A 20,318-nucleotide genomic window follows, 5' to 3' on the forward strand; every position below is an offset into this window, starting at 1 on the left:
TTTAGTCATCAGTCCAATTTATTATAGAGCCAAAAAAACTGAGAAAGCTACAATTAACACTTTCTCAGTTTAGATTGCTAATATATATTTGCAATTTTGTCTTACAATAATTCATTATTAAATCATTTAAGTGTATTAGTAAAAACAATTGATATTTATATTTCAAAAAATTTTATTTTGAGTTTTGTTTTTGACATTCTTCACATACGCCATAAACTTCTAGTTTATGGGTGTGAATATCTACATTAGGTAGATACACCTTTATTTGATCAATTGGACAAAAATCAATAACTTTAGTATCACCACAATTTTCACAAATAAAGTGATGATGGTGATGATTCATACAAGCAATTCTAAATTTCATTTCACCATCTAATTCAGTACTCTCAATAATTTTTAAGTCTTTAAATAAATGTAAATTACGATAAATTGTATCGAAAGAGATACCTGGATAATCTTTGTCTAATTGTTGTTGAATATGTTTTGCATTAATGTATTTATCTTCTTTAACAAAAATATTAATCATATCTTCACGTTTCTTAGTATATTTCAAACCATTATCTTTTAAAATTTTAATTGCATCATTTGTATTCATAAGTTATTGCCCCTTTTTAAGTCTTACAATTGATTTTTGGAATAACATTGTAAGTCCTAATAATAAAACTAATAGTACTACAATAACACCACCCGGTGAAATATTCATATAAAATGCTAAAACAAGGCCCATTATAACTGAAAATTCGCCAATTATGACACTTAAAATGATTAATTGTTTGAAACCTTTAGTTATTCTCATTGCTATAGCAATGGGTAATGTTATTAATGCACTGACTAAAAGTATGCCAACCACTCTCATTGAAGCAGAAATTACCATAGCCACGATAACTATAAATAAAAATTGAATCCATTTAGGAATATTTACAACTCTACTATATTCTTCGTCAAATGAAAGTATAAATAATTCTTTATAAAATAAAGTAATAAATAAAACAACGACAATTGCTATAACTACAACCGTTAAAAAATCACTAAGACTGACCGCACTTATGGAACCAAATAGTAAACCTACAATTTCTTGGTTAAATCCATCTGCAAGAGAAATAAAAATGGCACTTAGTGCAATCCCTGTGCTCATTATAATTGGTATGGCAATCTCTTGATAGTTAGAATACGATGTTCTTAACTTTTCAATTAAAAGCGCACCTACAATAGCATATAATATACCAAACCACATCGGATTAATGATAGTTAGTGCGGGTGACAAAGTTAGTATAAACATGCCAAATGAGATACCACCTAGTGTAACATGGCTAAGCGCATCTGCAATCAAAGATAATCTTCTTACAACTATAAAAGCACCAATTAAAGGTGCAATAAATCCAATTAAAATACCACTAAGTAATGAATATCTCATGAAGTCGAAATTTAATAACGCTTCAATCATGGATATCACCACTCACTTGTTTAATTAATACATTCATTTTGTTACTCCTAATATATTAAATTTTAAACTTCACAACATTCTCTATTATGTTGATGATCTACAAATTTAATGGGGTGACCATAAATTTTAGAAATTTCAACTTCGTCTAGTTTTTTGAAGTCCTCGGTTGATCCATGGAAATGTAAATGTTTATTTAAGCATGCTACTTTTGTTGCTGTATCAGCTACAACGCCAATGTCATGTGTTACTAATATAATCGTTATACCTTCATCTTTTAATCTTTCAAGCGTTTCATAAAATTCACTTACATGTTTTGCATCAATACCATTTGTAGGTTCATCTAAAACTAAGACAGAAGGATTGGAGATTAAAGCTCTAGCAATTAATACACGCTGTTGTTGTCCGCCGGAAAGTTCTGCAATATTCTTGTTGATAAGATGATTGATATTTAATCTAGTTAAAACGTCATCGACAAGTGCTTCATCTTTTTTATTAAATTTTTGAAATAACTTTTTTGTTTTAGTAAGACCACTAAGTACCACTTCTTTAACACTTGCTGGAAATCCAGCATTAAAGGCTGTAGCTTTTTGTGATACGTAACTTATCTTTAAAGCAGATTGATTTTGCTTTTTATATGATTTTCCATCTATATATATTTCGCCCTTTTGCAACGGAAGCAACCCTAATATGATTTTTAGTAAAGTAGACTTACCTGCTCCATTGGGACCCACAATTGCTAAAAATTCACCTTTATTTATGTGTATATTAATATTTTCTAAAACTTGTTTATTATCAAATTGATAATCGATATTTTTTAATTCAAAAACAGGTTGATTCATTATTTCACCTCGTTTAATACTATACAGTTAAGTTTAGAAGTTGTAAATAGTAATGTTTACGACTTGATTTAATAGATAATAAAATGGAGCGATACTGAATTATTGTAAAATTAATTGTATCACTCCTGAGAAAATTATTAAGTCTGTGAAGAGTTATGGTTTAACGCCTTTTAAGGTTATACAGCTATTGTTTTATTACATCATAGCCTTAAATATTAATATTTGATTCACTTCCAATTAATAATAATTATTGCTGAAGAATTTTATATTTTAATTCTGAATCAAATTGTTGTGCTTTTAACATCTCTATTTCAAATTTATAAGGTGGTTTCTTATTTTTTTTATCTTCACCAACATAGGGTGTTTCTAAAATTTTAGGTATATCTTTGAAAACATCATGGTGTACTACATAATTTAATGCGTCAAATCCAATGTGACCGAATCCAATATTTTCGTGTCTATCTTTATGAGCACCTTGCTCATTTTTACTATCATTAACATGAACCACTTTTATTCGATCTAAGCCAATAATTTTATCAAATTCATTTAATACACCATCGAAATCCTCTTTAATGTTATATCCAGCATCATGAGTGTGACATGTATCGAAACAAATTGATAGTCGATCATTATGAGTAACCCCGTCAATAATTTGTGCGATTTCCTCAAAACTTCGTCCAACTTCAGATCCTTTTCCAGCCATAGTTTCTAGAGCGATGCGCACATCATTATCATGAGTTAAAACTTCATTCAATCCTTTAATAATCTGTTGAATACCTTTATCAGCACCAGCGCCAACATGTGAACCAGGATGTAGAACAATATCTTTAGCACCTAAAGCTTGTGTTCGTTCAATTTCATTTTGAAGGAAATCTACCCCTAATTGAAAGACTTCCGGTTTAGTAGTGTTAGCGATGTTTATAATATATGGAGCATGGACGACTAAATTAGATAAACCATATTTATCCATGGCTTCATGTCCTTTTTCGATATTTAAATCCTCTATGCTCTTTCTTCTTGTATTTTGAGGTGCGCCAGTATAAATCATAAATGTAGACTCACCAAATTTGTGTGCTTCTTCTGCAGAACCTTCTAACATCTTTTTACCACTCATAGAAACATGTGACCCAAGTAACATTGCTTTCACCTAACCCTTTTTATTATTTTTTCGTTGTTGTCTATTTTGTCTTTTACTAAATTGTTTTCTTTCTTGTCTCTTCATTCTTTCGACTTCTTGTTTGAATTTCTTTTTATAACCTGGTTTGACTTTATTTTTAGTCTTACTTCGCACTTTATGTTTCACTTCGTTCGTTAAGTGATCGTCTTTTCTTACACGCTTACGTCGAGTATTATGTGCTTTAATTGGTGTTAATTCATTATTTTTCACATCAACATTTTCAAAATGGTAGCCTTTATCTTCAATTAATGTGATTAAATGTTCTTCATCCGGACTATAAAGTGTTATTGCCACACCTCTATAATTACCTCTACCTGTTCTACCCACACGGTGTGTAAAGAAGTCAATATCTTTAGGTACGTCAAAATTAATAACATGACTAACGCCTTCAATGTCTATACCTCGAGAAGCTAAATCACTTGCGATAACAAATTGAAATTCTAAATTACGTATACGTTTCATTTGTTGCTTACGCTCTCTAGGTGTTAAACCGCCGTGTATCATGCCAACTTTAATACCGGCTGCATTTAATGAATTAGCTAATTCATCCGCATTATCTCTACTATTACAAAATACAATACATAAGTACGGATTTAAAATATTAATTAATTGAAGTGTTTTATCTACTTTTTCAGTACCTTTAGTTGGAATTAGATAAAATTCGATATTTTTTTTATTTTGAGATTTAGAATCAACTTCTACATACTCAGGATTACTAAGATATTTATTTAAAAATGGTTGTAAGGATTTAGGTATAGTAGCACTGAAGACAGCTATATGTGCATTTTCATCAAGACGTGATGCAATTAAATCTACATCTTCAATTAATCCTAAATCAATCATTAAATCAGCTTCATCAACTATAAGATAAGATGCTAAGTGCGCATGTAAATGACCACTTTGAGCTAAATCATTAATTCTAGTTGGTGTTCCTATTACTAATTGCGGTTGATTACTTGTACGCTGTCTATCTTTTTCAATATCTGTACCACCAATAAACAAACTAACTTTAACGCCCTGTTTAAAAGTAGCTAGATGGCTTGCTGCATGATATAACTGTTGTGCTAATTCTCTTGTAGGTGCCACCACGATAGATTGAGGTTCTTTATTTTCAACGTCTATTTTATCCATTAAAGGTAATAAAAATGCATGCGATTTCCCTGTACCTGTTTGAGATTGACCTATTAAATTAACTCCTTTTTTAATTCTAGGAATTATTCTATTTTGAATTTCAGTTGGTTTTTCAAATTTTAAATCTTTAATTGCTTCTATAAGTTTTGAGTCTAAATTAAATAACTCAAATGGATGAGTTGCCATCGATTAGGCCTCCTTAAAATATTCAATTGATGTTGATTAAATTTTTTTAGCTATATTTGAATGGGTCTGTATTAATATTAGAAGCTTCAATTGGGAAGTTTACATTTTCAGTATTTAACCAATGCTTCAATAAATCTTTAAGTCCCTCTCTCATTACATATTCACTATAATGATTAATATCTAAAATGGTTATGCCGTTAGTCTGTGCATCAAGTGCATCATGGTGTTTAACGTCCCCTGTTATAAAGATATCAGCCCCCTTATTGAAGGCAAGTGATTCAAATCCAATTCCAGAGCCACCAATAATTGCTACATTTCGAATGAGTTTACCAGAATCACCAGTATATCTAACACTAGGTATATCAAGCTGCTTTTTCACAAATTTCACAAATTCAGCTAATGGCATTGCTTCTTCCATATTCCCGATTTTACCAAGTCCATAATTAGCAGTTTTAGTCATTTTAATAAAATCATAAACTGGCGTTTCATAAGGATGGTTGCTAATAATTGCTTTTTCAGCTAATTCATATTGACTATCTTTAATCATAAATTCAATTTTAACTTCGTTCACGTATTCAATATTGTTTATTTGACCTAAATATGGTTTAGCTTCACCTACAGGTTTAAACTGACCGCGGCCCTCAGTTTCATAAAAACAATATTCATAATTACCTTCTTTTGCAAGTCCTACTTGATCAAGGCTATTTTTAAAGGTTTCTATATCTTCCTTAGGTATATAAGTCTGAACTTTAAAATAGGTTTCATTTTCTTGTGTTAAAAATTGTATATTGTTTAACTTTAATTTATTAGCTAGCATTTGGTTTACACCATTAACGTGGTTATCAAGGTTCGTGTGTAGAGCAATGAGGTTAATATCATGACGAATAATTTTTTGAATTAATTGTCCATAACCATCATCAATAATTGATTTTACTCCCTTAAAAATGAGTGGATGATGAGCGATAATCGTGTTGTAACCATTATCTATTGCTTGGTTAACAATTGAGTCGGTACAATCCAGAGTAGTTAAAATACCATTGATTTCAGATTCATTATTACCTATAAGTAATCCAACGTTGTCCCAACTTTCTGCTGTTTTGAGAGGAACGTGATTATCAACAATAGACATTAACTCTTTAATCTTCATAATTTAACACCTCAGTAATTAATGATATATCATTCTCTATTTCTTTAAGTCTCTCATGATGTGATTCTGAATTCAATTGATTGCGAATATGTTTAAGTGCTTCTAATTCATGATTCCATTTCTTATAAAAAATTTCATTTTTCTTTTGTAATAGCTTAGGTCCAAATTTTAATTCTTTATTATTCAAATTTTCACTAGTAGTATTGTATTCAGCTACAACTATTTCGTAAATATGTCCTTTTTCTTCCATAATAATCTCATCAACAATGTGATAGTTGATAGACATTAAAGTATATCTTAATGCTTCAGTCTGAATGTTACTTTGTAGAACTAGTCTAGGACCTTGAACTAGATGCTCTTTTCCTTCTTTTAATATTTTAGCAATTAACGGACCGCCCATACCACAAATAGTTATATTCTGTATTGATTCGCTTTTGCTTATAACACTCAATCCATCCCCTAATCGAACATCAATTACATCATTAAGTTGATTTACTAATACATTTTTTCTTGCTGCTTCATATGGACCTTTAATAACTTCTCCAGCAATAGCACTAGAGATTAAATTATTTTGAATTGCATAAATTGGAAGATATGCATGGTCAGAACCAATGTCAGCCAATTTTCCGGGAACAAGGTAATTGCAAACAGAAGTTAATCTTTGATTTAAAGTTATCATAGGTATCTCCTTTACTATAAAAAGAGACTGGGACAAAGTTAAGTGTCTCAGCCTAAAATTCTCTTTAGCTCAATATAGTAACGTTTAAAATAGAATTGAATTATCATGGTAGATAATAGAATCATTAATTAGTAAATGCTACAAATTAACTAATTAATTGAAATGAATATTTCAAAATTTTAAACGTTAAGTACTCTATGAGCATTGAAAATAAATAAAGTTTTAACTCGAATTATTAAAATTAATCCATAAAGTCTTTTAATCTCTTACTTCGACTTGGGTGTCTAAGTTTTCTTAGTGCTTTTGCTTCAATTTGACGAATTCTTTCACGTGTAACACCAAAGACTTTACCAACTTCTTCAAGTGTTCTTGTTCGACCATCGTCTAAACCAAATCTTAAGCGTAAAACATTTTCTTCACGGTCAGTAAGCGTATCTAAAACATCTTCTAATTGTTCTTTTAAAAGTTCGTAAGCTGCATGGTCAGATGGACTTTGCGCCTCTTGGTCTTCAATGAAGTCACCTAAATGACTATCATCTTCCTCACCTATTGGCGTTTCTAATGATACTGGTTCTTGAGCAATTTTAAGAATTTCACGTACTTTTTCTGGAGGTAAATCCATCTCTTCTCCGATTTCTTCAGGTGCAGGATCACGACCTAAATCTTGTAATAATTGTCTTTGAACACGTATTAACTTATTAATTGTTTCAACCATGTGGACTGGAATTCTAATTGTACGTGCTTGGTCGGCAATCGCTCTTGTAATTGCTTGTCGAATCCACCAAGTTGCATAAGTGGAGAATTTAAATCCTTTGCTAAAATCAAATTTCTCAACAGCTTTTATTAATCCCATGTTGCCCTCTTGAATTAAATCAAGGAATAACATGCCACGTCCAACATATCTTTTTGCGATACTTACAACTAGTCGTAAATTAGCTTCAGCTAACCTAGACTTAGCAATCTCATCACCTTGCTCAATTCGTTTAGCTAATTCAATTTCTTCTTGAGCACTTAGTAGATTAACTCGGCCAATTTCTTTTAAGTACATTCTTACAGGATCATTAATTTTGACACCTGGAGGGGCACTTAAATCATTTGGGTTTAATTTTTCATCAGTATCTGAGCTATCTTTCTCATTTACTAAACTAATATCATTATCATTTAATTGGTCAAAGAAATCATCCATTTGATCAGAATCCATATCGAAATTTTGCAATTTTTCGGCTATTTCCTCATGACTAAGGTGACCTTCCTTTTTACCTTTATCGATTAATTGTTTCTTAACATCTTCTAATGTTAATGTCGGATCTATTGTTTGTTTTTTAATTTTAACTTGGTTATCAGACATGAAAAGGCCTCCCAATAGTAATATATGTTTTGAAACAAGATATTTAATTATATAATATTTCAATATAATAAGAAAAGTATTAATAAAAATTCATAATAATGGTAACATTTCATATTCAATATTTGAATGTTTAATATCAATTATATTTAAACGACATCACATTAATTAAATGTTACTTATGTTCCATATCTACCCATTAAAAACGCATAATAACCATTATACAATAATGGTTATTAAATAGAAATACTATTTATATGATTTATTAAAGTAAGCAATTTCATAGCAGTTTTTATAATAATAGTTACATACGAGCTTTATTTTTATTAACGATTTGTTCCAAATAATATTTTTGCAATTCTACGTCGCCTATCCGTGACGCTTCACGTAATTTATGATTTAATTCTTCAAGTGTATCTCCATACTTTGATTCATTGATGACATTCATGTAATCTTCTATTTCACTATCATAAGGCTCTTGATTTAAATCATAATTATCCAAAGCGATAATTGCATCTCTCAAATTATCATTATCTGTGTAAAGTATCATATCGCTAATTGTATAACTGTCATTTTCAGCGTAAAAATCTTCTAAAACACTATATATACGTTTGAAAAATTGATTATCAAAGTCACCACTTTCAAGTTGCTTATGATAATTTAAGAATAAGTCTTTATCATTCATAAAATGTTTAAGTAAGGCTCTTTCAGCACTTTCATGTTTTGATAAATGACTAAATAAATTATTTGTATTATTTTGTATTTCACTATCATATGATTGATAATCGTTAAAATGAGGTTCGCTAGGAATATATTGTTGTTGATTCAACACATTGTTATTTAGAGTATTAGAATCAACATTAAATATATGTGCTACATCTTTGATTATCTTATTCTGCAAAATTTGAGAATTCATTAATGCAATATCTTGGGTAACTTCTTTAAGATAACGTTCATAAGCTAAGTCATTATTAGCAATTTCATCTTTGTGTTTATTTACTTTATAAATGATAAATGATTTCTTTTCATTATTTACATATTCAAGAAATTTTTCATTACCATATTTAGTTATATACTCATCTGGATCCATATCTTTAGGTAATTGAACCACAAAAACATTAAATCCTTGTTGTAAAAAGTGTTGCCCAGTTTTAATTGTTGCTTCTTGACCAGCGAAATCACCATCAAACATTAGAGTAATATGAGATGTTAATTTTTTTAGAACAGTAATGTGTTCATCTGATATAGCTGTTCCCATACTTGCAATGGCCGGTTTTAGTCCTGATGAATCGGATTTAATTACATCCATAAATCCTTCTAATAAAATGGCTTCATCATTTTTTCGTATATGCTTTCTAGCATTATCAAGATTATATAATAATCTTCTCTTTTGAAATATGGGTGTTTCCGGACTGTTTAAATATTTAGGTTCTTGATTATTATATGTTCTACCTGAATAGCCCACAATACGACCCTGAGCATTATTTAAAGGGAACATAATGCGATCTCTAAACCTATCAAAATAGCTGAAATTTTCTTCATTTCGTGATAAAAGACCAGCTTCGTACGCGAGTTCTATATCATAACCTTTTTGTTGTAAAAAGTCATGACAAAAGTGAGTATGATTAGGCGCATAACCAATACCACGTGATTTAATAAGTTCTTCAGTAAAACCACGTTTTTTTAGATAATTTAATGCCTCTTCACCTTCTACTGTCTTAAGTAAAGCATATTGATAATATTCAAGCATTAATTCATGCATCTCAATCATTGTTAAATCATTCGATGCTATTTGACTTGTATAGTCACTACTATTACCAATATCAACTGAAATGTTAATTCTTTCTCCTAGCTCTTTTACAGCCTCTACAAATGATAAATCTTTTATCTCTTGAGTAAATTGAAAGACATTACCACCTTTTTTACAACCAAAGCAATGACAAATTTGTTTATCTTCAGATACAGTAAACGAAGGAGTCTTCTCATCATGAAAAGGACACAAACCAATGTAATTGCGTCCTCTTTTTTCTAATTTTACATATTCACTTACTAAATCCAAAATATCGGTCTTATCTTTAATTTCATTAATTACTGATTGTTCAATACGCAATATATATCACCTATAAATTGTAGTCATAATATTATACTTTGTCTAAAGATAAATTAAAACTATTTTGATTGACTTTCGATTATATTAATAACATCATTAGCTGTTTCTTCAATTGCTTTATCAGATACATCAATGACTGCACATCCAATTCTGTCTACGATATCTTCGAAGTATTTAATCTCTTCTTTAATACGTATTTCATTAGCGTATCTAGCTGAATCGCCTAATCCAAGCTGTTTCAAACGTTGTTTTCTAATACGATTTAATTTTTCTTCACTAATTCTTAAAGCGATGCACTTTGATGAGTCAATGTCAAATAACATGTCCGGTGGGGTTACTTCAGGTACAATTGGAACATTCATCACTTTATAACTTTTATGGGCTAAATATTGAGATAAAGGAGTTTTTGATGTTCTTGAAACACCAATTAATACTATATCCGCTTTAGGTAATCCTTTAGGGTCTTTTCCATCATCATATTTTACCGCAAACTCAATCGCATCAATTTTCTTAAAATAAGCGTCATCTAAACGATGGACTCTACCAGGTTGATTATATGGATTCTCTTCAAAAGCATCTTTCAAATAGCCCATTAATGGTCCCATAATATCAATAGAACGTAACTTATTAGTACCTATCTTACTTTCCATATATGTTTTCATTTCTGGTTTAACTAACGTATAAACTATAATTGCATTTCTGTCATTTGCTACTTGAATAACTTCATCAATGTCCTCTTTTGTCTCGATATAAGGATACCTTAAAAATTCATGTTTACATTCCTTTGGATTGAATTGAGAAATACATGCTCTTGTTACTAATTCAGCAGTTTCTCCAATTGAATCAGAAGCGATGATTATCTTTATATTTTCCATCGTTCTACCACCTATTCTTTAAATAATGATACAAATAATTTTGCAATTGTTGTTTTTGAAATTCTACCAGTGACTTGATATTTATTATTATCTTTATTTTTTACAATGGGTATTGAGTCGATTTCTTTCTCTATCATTTGATCTGCAGCATATATAATAAGTTCATCTTCTTCTAAATAAGTTAAGTTAGGCATTCTAGACATGTTTACACTGATAGGCATTGTATGAATATCCTCTCCAATCATAGATGCTCGTAACAAATCCTTTCTTGAACAAACGCCTATAAAATCATTATGCTCATTTGTAATGAATAAAGTACCTGCGTCTTCTAAAAAGATGGTACAAATAGCATCATAAACAGTCATATCTTCTTTTACAATGACTGGTGGAGACATATAGTCTTTAACAACATATTGGCGTAATTTATCGGTCATTAATTTGTTTTTTGATTTTCCTGAATAATAATAACCAACTCGAGGTCTAGCTTCTAAAAAACCGGACATAGTTAAAATTGCTAGGTCAGGTCTTAGAGTAGCACGCGTTAAATCTAATTTTTCGGCAATGTGTTCTCCAGTGATGGGTCCACCGCTTTTGACTATTTCAATGATTTGTTCTTGTCTTTTACTAAGTTCTATAGGTCTTCACCCCTTTTTTATTCACGTCTATTATACCTATTTATTTATGTAGCTACAAATACATATAATTTCTTGCTATTAAATAATCAATCTATTAAACTAATAGTAAGCGAGTTAAGGGTGGTGTAAGCTTAACAATTTTTAATTTGGCTAATATTAAAACTTTATAAAAGAGAGTGGCTACACTAATTTGGGTGGAACCGCGGGTTATTAAGGTATCAACTATATTAAAACAATATAGTAAAATAAATTAACTCGTCCCAAGATAATGATAAATGTAATTTATACATTTATTTATTGTCTTGGGGCGTTTTTATGTATTAAATAAGGAGAGATTATATGGTTAAAGATATGGAAACAATTGTATCATTAGCGAAACACAGAGGATTTGTATTTCCTGGTAGTGATATTTATGGTGGATTATCAAATACATGGGATTATGGCCCATTAGGTGTTGAATTAAAAAATAACGTAAAAAAAGCATGGTGGCAGAAGTTCATAACTCAATCACCATTTAATGTTGGTATTGATGCTGCAATTTTAATGAATCCTAAAACTTGGGAAGCTTCAGGTCACTTAGGTAACTTTAATGATCCTATGATTGACAATAAAGATAGTAAGATTCGTTATCGTGCAGATAAATTAATTGAAGATTACATGCAAAAAGAAAAAGGCGACGAAAACTTTATCGCTGATGGTTTGAGTTTCGATGAAATGAAACGTATTATTGATGATGAAGGTATTGTATGTCCGGTAAGTGGAACTGCTAATTGGACAGATATTCGTCAATTTAATCTTATGTTTAAAACATTCCAAGGTGTTACAGAAGATTCTACAAATGAAATTTTCTTAAGACCAGAAACTGCACAAGGTATTTTTGTGAATTACAAAAACGTGCAACGTTCTATGCGTAAAAAATTACCATTTGGTATTGGTCAAATTGGTAAGTCTTTCCGTAATGAAATTACACCAGGAAACTTCATCTTCAGAACTAGAGAATTTGAACAAATGGAATTGGAATTCTTCTGTAAACCTGGTGAAGAAATTGAATGGCAAAATTATTGGAAAACATTTGCTAGTCAATGGTTAAAAGATTTAAATATCAATGAAGAAAACATGAGATTACGTGACCATGACGAAGAAGAGTTATCTCATTACTCTAATGCTACGACAGATATCGAATATCGCTTCCCATTTGGTTGGGGTGAATTATGGGGTATCGCAAGCCGTACTGACTTTGACTTGAAAAAACATAGTGAACATTCAGGTGAAGACTTTAAATATCACGACCCTGAAACAAACGAAAAGTATGTTCCATACTGTATTGAACCATCTCTTGGTGCTGATCGTGTTACATTAGCATTCTTATGTGATGCATATGAAGAAGAAGGTGTTGAAGGAAGCAAAGATGCACGTACAGTGATGCATTTCCACCCTGCTCTAGCACCTTATAAAGCCGCTGTTTTACCATTAAGTAAAAAATTATCTGAAGAAGCTATTAAGATTTTCGAACAATTAAGTTCTAAATTTGCAATTGATTTTGACGAGTCTCAATCAATTGGTAAACGTTACCGTAGACAAGATGAAATTGGTACACCTTATTGTATTACATTTGATTTTGACTCATTAGAAGATAATCAAGTTACAGTACGTGACCGTGATTCAATGGAACAAGTGCGTATGCCTATTTCAGAGTTAGAAACATTTTTAGCTGAAAAAGTGGCATTCTAATAAAATGTGAATAATTAGTACTAACCCCACCTCAAATTTCTTTGTGGTGGGGTTTTAAGTGTGAGTATTGTTGGATATTAATATTGTATACGTTTAAGTTGGTTAATTAGCTTTTGACCTTTAAAGTACATGCCTGCATATTCTTTATAAATTAATAATATTAATTCTGACATTTCATCTAATATTTCTTGGCTAATGTTAAATTGATTCATTTTATCAATTGGTAATTTTTGTAAAACATCTAATAAGTATAACGTTTTGTTAGATATTCGAAAGGCATGTGGGTCTTTGTGTAATTCTGATTCAAGAATAGTTCCATCATATACAAAACTATACGCAACTAATTTTGATTGATCAAAGCTATTTGAAATAGCTGAGTGATTAAAAAATGCTGTAAACCCAAAACGATTCATACATTTTAAAAGAACTATAATTGACATTAATTGAGCTGAATCACCATTTGAAATCTTTTCGAGTACGAAGTGTAAAAGTTGGTAATGGAACGGTGAAATGTCATCATTATCCATAGAACGTTCAATTGCCTCTGCACATAACGTAGCATAACTACTATTAAATATATCTAAACGTAAATAATAATATTGATTGATAACATCAACTGAACTTAATGTACCCATACCTTTCCATTTATTATAAATAAATAAGCCATACACAAATAGTTGCGTATGGGCTTGCAAACCTGTTTTTGATTTTTTAGCTCGTCTAACCATTAATGGTATTTTTGCACCATGCTCGTTTAATATTGTAATAATTTTATCAGATTCTCCATAATCTACGGACTTTATGATGATACCTTTTTGTTTTTCGAGCATAGTTTCACGACCTTTCTAAAATCAAATATTTTTAATCTTGATCTTCAATATATCCCATTTGACGAATAAAATTAACTTTATTTCGCCAATCTTTTTGAACTTTTACCCATAGTTCCAAATAAACTTTTGAGCCTAGTAACATTTCAATATCATGTCTTGCTCTTTTACCGACTTCTTTTAGTTTTTTGCCACCTTTACCGATAACAATACCTTTTTGTGAATCTCTCTCAACAAAAATAGTAGCTTCAACTCTAACACGCTCGTCATTTTCTTTAATCATTCTATCTACATTTACGCCTATTGCATGCGGAATTTCTTCACTAGTTAAATGTAAAATTTTCTCACGTATGATTTCACTGACAACAAACTGTTCAGGGTGATCTGAGATTTGATCATCTGGATAGTATTTTGGACCTTCAGGTAAATATGTTTTCAACACATCTATAAAATGGTCAACATTTAGTCCTTCTAAAGCTGATATTGGTACGATTTCAGTAAAATCCATGTATTTTTGATATTGTTCTATTCTTGGCATTAAAGCATCAGGATGAACTAAATCGATTTTATTTAATACTAAGAAAACGGGCGTCTTAACATTCTTTAGCATTTCCATGATATATTCATCGCCACGACCGATTTCTTCATTAACGTTAACCATGAACATGATTGCATCAATTTCAGATAGAGTATTTTTTGCAACACGCATCATATAATCACCTAATTTGTGTTTAGGCTTATGAATACCCGGTGTGTCTAAAAATATGATTTGTGCATCATTTCTAGTCATTACACCTTGGATTTTATTTCGAGTTGTTTGAGCCTTGTCGGACATAATTGCAATTTTATGGCCAATAACTCTATTCATAAATGTAGATTTTCCTACATTCGGTCTTCCTATTATTGATACAAATCCTGACTTATGTTCTGTCATTTATTCTAAATCCTTTCCTGAAAAGCCATGTGGTAATAAATCTCCCACAGTTGACTCAAGTAATTCCCCTTTATGGTTTGTCATATATACCGGCATATCATCATCGCATAATTCTTTAAGTACCTGTCTACAAGTTCCGCAAGGAGAAGACGGTTTTTCAGAATCAACAGTTACTGTTATTGATTCAAAATCTCCAGGTCGATAACCTTCAGAAATTGCGGCCACTAAACTAGAACGTTCAGCACAAATGGTAGCAGGGTAAGCTACATTTTCAACATTAGCACCATAGAACGTACGGCCGTCTTTGGTCTTTAAATAAGCACCTACTTTAAAGTTGCTGTATGGTACATACGCACGGCTTTGAGCTTCTCTAGCTTCTTGAAAATAATGTGATCGATAAGTCATTTAAACATCCCCTTTATAGTTAGAAAATATGAGGTAAAAATATAACTAATCCAGTTATTAAAGCAAATATTGATACCAACATAACACTAAATGCGGCAATATCTTTAGCCTGTTTAGCAAGTTCATGATAATCCATTGTAACCAAATCAACTACACATTCAATTGCAGTATTAACAGCTTCTAAGGTTAATACTAAAAAGATGGCTAGTAATATAAATAACCACTCTATAGCACTCAATTGATAAATATAACCTAAAATAATTGTTATAAAAGCAATAATGATATGTAGTAAATAATTATGATCTTTTAGAAGAAGCGTTTTTAACCCATCATACGTATGTTTAAAACGTTTAATATGTTTAATCTCTAGTCAATCCATATGCATTTAGTATAGTGTCTTGACGGCCAAACATTTCTTTCTCATCTTCTTCATTCATATGATCATAACCTAATAAATGTAAAAATCCATGAAGCGCTAAAAATCCAAGTTCTCTTTCAAATGAATGCCCGTATGAGTCAGCTTGTTCTTCAGCTACATTAGTGCAGATAATAATATCACCGAGAACTCTAGGCATATCTAGTCCAACAATTTCTGGTTCGTCTTCTTCAAGAGCGAATGAAATAACATCTGTTACTTTATCGTTATCGCGATAAGTTTTATTTATTTCTTGAATTTCATTTTTATCTACGAATGTGACTGAAAGTTCAGCATCCTCGTTAATTTGCTCTTGTTCTTTAGCAAAATTTAGTAAATTTTCAATCTGATGATACCAAGATTCATTTACCAGGTCTGTATGATCATTAAAATCAATTGTAAACATTTAAATGTCTCCTTCATAGCGATCAATTATTTTACTTACTAATGGGTGTCTTACAACATCACTTTGATCTAATTGCATAATGTTAATTCCTTTGACACCATGTAATTTTTTGACTGCTTCTTTTAGTCCACTTTTAACACCTTTTGGTAAATCGATTTGAGTTTGATCTCCTGTTACTACCATTTTAGAACCAAACCCAAGTCGTGTTAAGAACATCTTCATTTGAGCATGCGTTGTATTTTGAGCTTCATCTAAAATCACAAACGCATCATCAAGTGTACGACCACGCATATAGGCTAAAGGCGCAATTTCAATAGTACCTCTCTCTATAAATCGAGCTGTTTGTTCTCTTCCTAATACAGTGTTTAATCCGTCATAAAGAGGTCTTAAATAAGGGTCTACTTTTTCTTTTAAATCACCGGGTAAAAATCCAAGAGACTCTCCTGCTTCAACAGCTGGTCTTGTTAATACAATACGTTTTACTGAGCCCTTTCTTAGTTGTTTAGCTGCATATACCACTGCTAAAAAAGTTTTACCAGTACCTGCAGGCCCAATGCCAAAGACTAAGTCATTATTCTTCATTGCATTAACATATAGTCTTTGTCCCATAGTTTTTGCTCTAATAGTTTTTCCATAAGCATCTTTTGTAATTTCTTCATCATATAAATCAATAAGGTGATGTATTGTATCATTTTTAGCCATTTTTATTGCAGCTTCTACATCTTTTAATGTAATTGTGTTACCCATTTCAATTACTTTTAATAAATTTTTAAGAACTAATTCTGACTTTTCTACAGGCTCTATTTTTTGACCTTTAACTGCTATTTCTTGGCCACGAGCATGTATTTCGACATCAAATGCCTCCTCAATCGCATTAATATGTTCATCATTATTACCAATTAATGCTTGAGAATGGTTAATATCGTCTATTTGAATTATTCCTGGCATACAAGCGCTCCTTTTCACTTAAACAATGTAAAATCTTTTGATTATATTAGTTTCACTTAAAATTCAAAAATTAAACATGATTTGTTAATCTTCAAAAAAGTAAAACTTAATTAAGTTTAGTAAATTAACTTTCATTTAAATTTTACTAAAGTCTGTTAAAGTATACAAATTTAATTGGCTTTGTGTGCTGATTTATTAAATTATAATATGAGCCTTTTCTTTTTAATAAAATAAAAAAACCCGAAAATCATTTAAAAATGAAATTCGGGTTAAATATAATTTTTAATTATAAAATTATAACATTTCTTCAAATTATAATTGTTTAGGTTTATTGAGAATTTCTTGCCATATAATACCATTTACAACAGGATCATTATCAAACTGAAAACTTTGATGTGTCATATCTTGTTCTATTGCTTTACTATTTAACAATTGTTTTAATCTATAGCGTTTGGTACGTTCAGATAGATTTTTATCATTGATAATAGCTCTTGCTTTATTTTCAATTCTAGAAAGTTGTTTTTCTTTTTCACGGTCGATTTCTGTACGTACGTTATATAAATCGTCTACAAGTTGTTTTTCTAATTCTTTTTGAAGTTTATTCGAGTCTCTATTGCTCTCGCGTGAATTGGCAGATTGACGTGTTTCTCTTTCAACTCTACCACGTTGTCTTGTAGAACGCTCTAATTCCTCTGGTACGCTCTCTTTTTCGATTTCTTTTTCAAGTTTTTGATCCTGATAAACACGTTTTGTGTTACGCTGTTTAGCTTTCTTTTGTTTGTTAGATGGTTTATCTTCGTTTGTAAATTCCTTTTCTAACTCACTAAATGCTTCTTCAATTTGCTCAAAAAAGCCTTTTTCATGAGTTTCTTTTTTGTCAGAAGTTGACTTTTTTGGCTGAGGGGGTCTTTGATTTTTTCTTTGTTCATGACTCTTATCCCTCATCGCACTAATACCTGTAACAATTATGGATATTATAAAAATTATAATACCAATATTCATCTAATCACCCCTTAAATTTTACTTTGGTGATTCATCTTCATTTTGTTCAGTACGTTTGTTTATCGCATTTCTCATGCCAGTGTCAGCCTCTACGTTTTTTAAATTGTAGTAATCTTTGACACCCAAATTGCCTTCACGTAATGCTTCTGCCATCGCAAGTGGAACTTCAGATTCTGCTTCAACCACTTTAGCACGCATTTCTTGAACACGCGCTTTCATTTCTTGTTCAGAAGCTACGGCCATAGCACGACGTTCTTCAGCTTTAGCTTGTGCAATATTCTTATCTGCAAGTGCTTGTTCTGTTTGTAAGTCAGCACCGATATTTTTGCCAATATCTACGTCAGCGATATCGATAGATAAAATTTCGAAGGCTGTACCTGAATCAAGACCTTTACTTAAGACAGTCTTAGAAATGTTATCAGGGTTCTCAAGTACTTGTGTATGATGCTCACTTGAACCAATAGTAGAAACAATACCTTCACCTACACGAGCAATGATTGTTTCTTCTCCGGAACCACCAACTAAACGAGAGATGTTTGCACGTACAGTAATTCTAGCTTTCGCTTTTACTTCTATACCGTTCATTGCAACACCAGTAATAAATGGTGTTTCAATTACTTTAGGGTTTACAGACATTTGAACTGCCTCAAGAACGTCACGTCCAGCTAAGTCAATAGCTGCACCACGTTCGAATGGTAAGTTAATATCTGCACGTTGAGCAGCAATATTTGCATCGACTACTCTATCTACATTACCCCCCGCTAAGTAATGTGATTCTAATTGATTTGTTGTAAGGTTCAAACCTGCCTTATGTGCTTTAATTAATGGACCAATTACCTTACGCGGTGATACTCGACGTAATCTCATACCTACTAATGTTCCAATACCTACTTTAACTCCAGCAGCAATTGCTGATATCCAAAGTCCTACTGGGACAAATGAGAATAACACTAGTAAAGCAATGACAATGATTACTGCTATAACTATAATGCCTAATCCAAACATTTAACCACTCCTCTATGTATTTTCAATCTCTCTAACAACAACTCTAGATCCTTCTACCTCAAGAATTTTAACTTCTTTATTTCTTAAAATAAAAGCGCCATCTGATACGGCATCTATTCTTTCATTATCAAGCGTTATAATTCCTGCAGGTCTTAAATCTGTCACAGTACGAGCTGTTTGACCAACTAAATGAGAACGATCATCGTGAGATCTATATCCTGCTTCTGAATTAGTAGAATCTTTTAACACAACTTTATCTAAAAATGGAATTTTCCTTTTAAACCATTTCACTAATATCACCCATTCAATAATTGCCAATATTGACGCAATCACAACGTTTAATAGCATCAAGAGAATGTTATCTCCTAACATTATTATGCTAAGTATAATCAGTGATATACCAATAATACCTATGACCGCACCAATGACAAATAATTCAATAATAACGAGTATTGCTCCAACGAAGAATAGCAATACAGAAATCAGATTAACATCACCGTTTATTAAAAAACCGAGAAAGAGAATTAAAAGTGCAAGTATTGCAATAATTCCTGCAAAGTTAATACGCTTCGAATACAATTGATATAAAAAGCCTAAAAAAATGATACATGTTAATATAAGTGATATTAATGGACTCGTTACGAACTGGGATAAATTATTAAATAAATTATTAGTGGTTAAAATGGAATTGATAATTGTATGTATTGCAATGAAATAGGTCACAATTTCACCTCGCTCTCAATTCCAATTATACATGAATAAACTTAGTTATAATAGTGATAGTAGAATCTTTAACATAAAAAAGCTCTCGACTAGTTTAACTAATCGAGAGCATATATATAATTAATATTCTTGTTGAGGGAGTCAACAGAGTTATTAATTATTTGAATTTACGTTTACGTGCAGCTTCTGATTTCTTTTTACGTTTAACACTTGGTTTTTCGTAAAATTCACGTTTACGTACTTCTTGGATAGTACCACTTTTAGATACTGAACGTTTAAATCTACGTAATGCATCTTCAAGTGATTCATTTTTACGTACTACTGTTTTAGACATCTGTATTTCCCTCCCTCCAA

Annotated in this window: 21 protein-coding genes and 1 pseudogene; 1 reads left to right on the forward strand and 21 read right to left on the reverse strand. The window is 31.0% G+C overall.

What is annotated here, in order from left to right; translation table 11 throughout:
* Positions 1–172: 172 nt before the first annotated feature.
* The 11 genes and pseudogenes from HMPREF3134_RS04320 to HMPREF3134_RS04370 form a co-directional block, all read right to left on the reverse strand.
* Positions 173–595 carry a Fur family transcriptional regulator gene (locus HMPREF3134_RS04320; protein ID WP_011275658.1) on the reverse strand — a complete coding sequence of 141 codons (423 nt, stop codon included), beginning with the start codon at positions 593–595 and terminating at the stop codon, positions 173–175.
* Positions 582–1,444, reverse strand: a pseudogene (locus HMPREF3134_RS04325) (metal ABC transporter permease). The gene HMPREF3134_RS04320 and the pseudogene HMPREF3134_RS04325 overlap by 14 nt, the downstream one beginning before the upstream one ends.
* Positions 1,445–1,506: 62 nt before the next feature.
* The gene (locus HMPREF3134_RS04330; protein WP_037536591.1) at positions 1,507–2,283 is read right to left on the reverse strand and encodes a metal ABC transporter ATP-binding protein; all 777 of its coding nucleotides are present in this window, start codon (positions 2,281–2,283) and stop codon (positions 1,507–1,509) included.
* 247 nt (positions 2,284–2,530) lie between these two features.
* Positions 2,531–3,421: a deoxyribonuclease IV gene (locus tag HMPREF3134_RS04335; RefSeq protein WP_037550644.1), complete on the reverse strand. Its 891-nt coding sequence runs from the start codon at positions 3,419–3,421 to the stop codon at positions 2,531–2,533.
* Between the two features lie 9 nt (positions 3,422–3,430).
* On the reverse strand, positions 3,431–4,777 hold the full coding sequence (locus HMPREF3134_RS04340) for a DEAD/DEAH box helicase (RefSeq protein ID WP_037550646.1): 1,347 nt from the start codon (positions 4,775–4,777) through the stop codon (positions 3,431–3,433).
* 46 nt (positions 4,778–4,823) lie between these two features.
* On the reverse strand, positions 4,824–5,924 hold the full coding sequence (locus HMPREF3134_RS04345) for a Nif3-like dinuclear metal center hexameric protein (RefSeq protein WP_070441018.1): 1,101 nt from the start codon (positions 5,922–5,924) through the stop codon (positions 4,824–4,826).
* Complete coding sequence (locus HMPREF3134_RS04350) at positions 5,914–6,603, reverse strand: tRNA (adenine(22)-N(1))-methyltransferase (RefSeq protein ID WP_070441021.1); 690 nt, start codon at positions 6,601–6,603, stop codon at positions 5,914–5,916. Before HMPREF3134_RS04350 ends, HMPREF3134_RS04345 begins: the two co-directional genes overlap by 11 nt.
* Positions 6,604–6,844: 241 nt before the next feature.
* On the reverse strand, positions 6,845–7,951 hold the full coding sequence (gene rpoD / locus HMPREF3134_RS04355; protein WP_011275651.1) for an RNA polymerase sigma factor RpoD: 1,107 nt from the start codon (positions 7,949–7,951) through the stop codon (positions 6,845–6,847).
* Positions 7,952–8,252: 301 nt separating this feature from the next.
* Positions 8,253–10,058: a DNA primase gene (gene dnaG, locus HMPREF3134_RS04360; RefSeq protein WP_070441024.1), complete on the reverse strand. Its 1,806-nt coding sequence runs from the start codon at positions 10,056–10,058 to the stop codon at positions 8,253–8,255.
* Positions 10,059–10,117: 59 nt separating this feature from the next.
* Positions 10,118–10,933: a pyruvate, water dikinase regulatory protein gene (locus HMPREF3134_RS04365; RefSeq protein ID WP_070441027.1), complete on the reverse strand. Its 816-nt coding sequence runs from the start codon at positions 10,931–10,933 to the stop codon at positions 10,118–10,120.
* 11 nt (positions 10,934–10,944) lie between these two features.
* Positions 10,945–11,568 (reverse strand): transcriptional regulator CcpN, encoded by a 624-nt coding sequence (locus tag HMPREF3134_RS04370; RefSeq protein ID WP_083279102.1) that lies wholly within the window; start codon positions 11,566–11,568, stop codon positions 10,945–10,947.
* Between the two features lie 339 nt (positions 11,569–11,907).
* On the opposite strand from HMPREF3134_RS04370, the gene HMPREF3134_RS04375 reads away from it, so the two are divergent.
* A complete protein-coding gene (locus tag HMPREF3134_RS04375) occupies positions 11,908–13,299 on the forward strand; it encodes a glycine--tRNA ligase (RefSeq protein WP_011275647.1) in 1,392 nt (463 codons plus the stop codon).
* Positions 13,300–13,376: 77 nt separating this feature from the next.
* Here the strand turns inward: HMPREF3134_RS04375 and recO are convergent, their stop codons facing one another.
* The 10 genes from recO to rpsU all read right to left on the reverse strand — a co-directional run bounded on the left by recO (position 13,377) and on the right by rpsU (position 20,298).
* A complete protein-coding gene (recO, locus tag HMPREF3134_RS04380) occupies positions 13,377–14,129 on the reverse strand; it encodes a DNA repair protein RecO (RefSeq protein ID WP_070441033.1) in 753 nt (250 codons plus the stop codon).
* 31 nt (positions 14,130–14,160) lie between these two features.
* A complete protein-coding gene (era, locus tag HMPREF3134_RS04385; RefSeq protein ID WP_037536609.1) occupies positions 14,161–15,060 on the reverse strand; it encodes a GTPase Era in 900 nt (299 codons plus the stop codon).
* Positions 15,061–15,465, reverse strand: coding sequence for a cytidine deaminase (gene cdd / locus HMPREF3134_RS04390; RefSeq protein WP_070441036.1), 405 nt, complete (start codon positions 15,463–15,465; stop codon positions 15,061–15,063). It lies immediately after the preceding gene.
* Between the two features lie 19 nt (positions 15,466–15,484).
* Entirely contained in the window at positions 15,485–15,820 is a 336-nt protein-coding gene (locus tag HMPREF3134_RS04395; protein ID WP_037536612.1) for a diacylglycerol kinase family protein, read from the reverse strand.
* Between the two features lie 4 nt (positions 15,821–15,824).
* The gene (gene ybeY, locus HMPREF3134_RS04400) at positions 15,825–16,286 is read right to left on the reverse strand and encodes an rRNA maturation RNase YbeY (protein WP_070441039.1); all 462 of its coding nucleotides are present in this window, start codon (positions 16,284–16,286) and stop codon (positions 15,825–15,827) included.
* Positions 16,287–17,234 carry a PhoH family protein gene (locus tag HMPREF3134_RS04405; protein WP_037550663.1) on the reverse strand — a complete coding sequence of 316 codons (948 nt, stop codon included), beginning with the start codon at positions 17,232–17,234 and terminating at the stop codon, positions 16,287–16,289.
* A 312-nt stretch (positions 17,235–17,546) separates the two neighbouring features.
* Positions 17,547–18,236 (reverse strand): hypothetical protein, encoded by a 690-nt coding sequence (locus HMPREF3134_RS04410; protein WP_070441042.1) that lies wholly within the window; start codon positions 18,234–18,236, stop codon positions 17,547–17,549.
* Between the two features lie 18 nt (positions 18,237–18,254).
* Complete coding sequence (gene floA, locus HMPREF3134_RS04415; RefSeq protein WP_011275639.1) at positions 18,255–19,241, reverse strand: flotillin-like protein FloA; 987 nt, start codon at positions 19,239–19,241, stop codon at positions 18,255–18,257.
* A 12-nt stretch (positions 19,242–19,253) separates the two neighbouring features.
* Entirely contained in the window at positions 19,254–19,925 is a 672-nt protein-coding gene (locus HMPREF3134_RS04420; RefSeq protein ID WP_370591693.1) for an NfeD family protein, read from the reverse strand.
* Positions 19,926–20,121: 196 nt separating this feature from the next.
* A complete protein-coding gene (gene rpsU, locus HMPREF3134_RS04425) occupies positions 20,122–20,298 on the reverse strand; it encodes a 30S ribosomal protein S21 (protein ID WP_000048060.1) in 177 nt (58 codons plus the stop codon).
* Positions 20,299–20,318: the final 20 nt, after the last annotated feature.

Source organism: Staphylococcus sp. HMSC14D10 (genome assembly GCF_001808125.1).
Lineage (GTDB): Bacteria > Bacillota > Bacilli > Staphylococcales > Staphylococcaceae > Staphylococcus > Staphylococcus haemolyticus.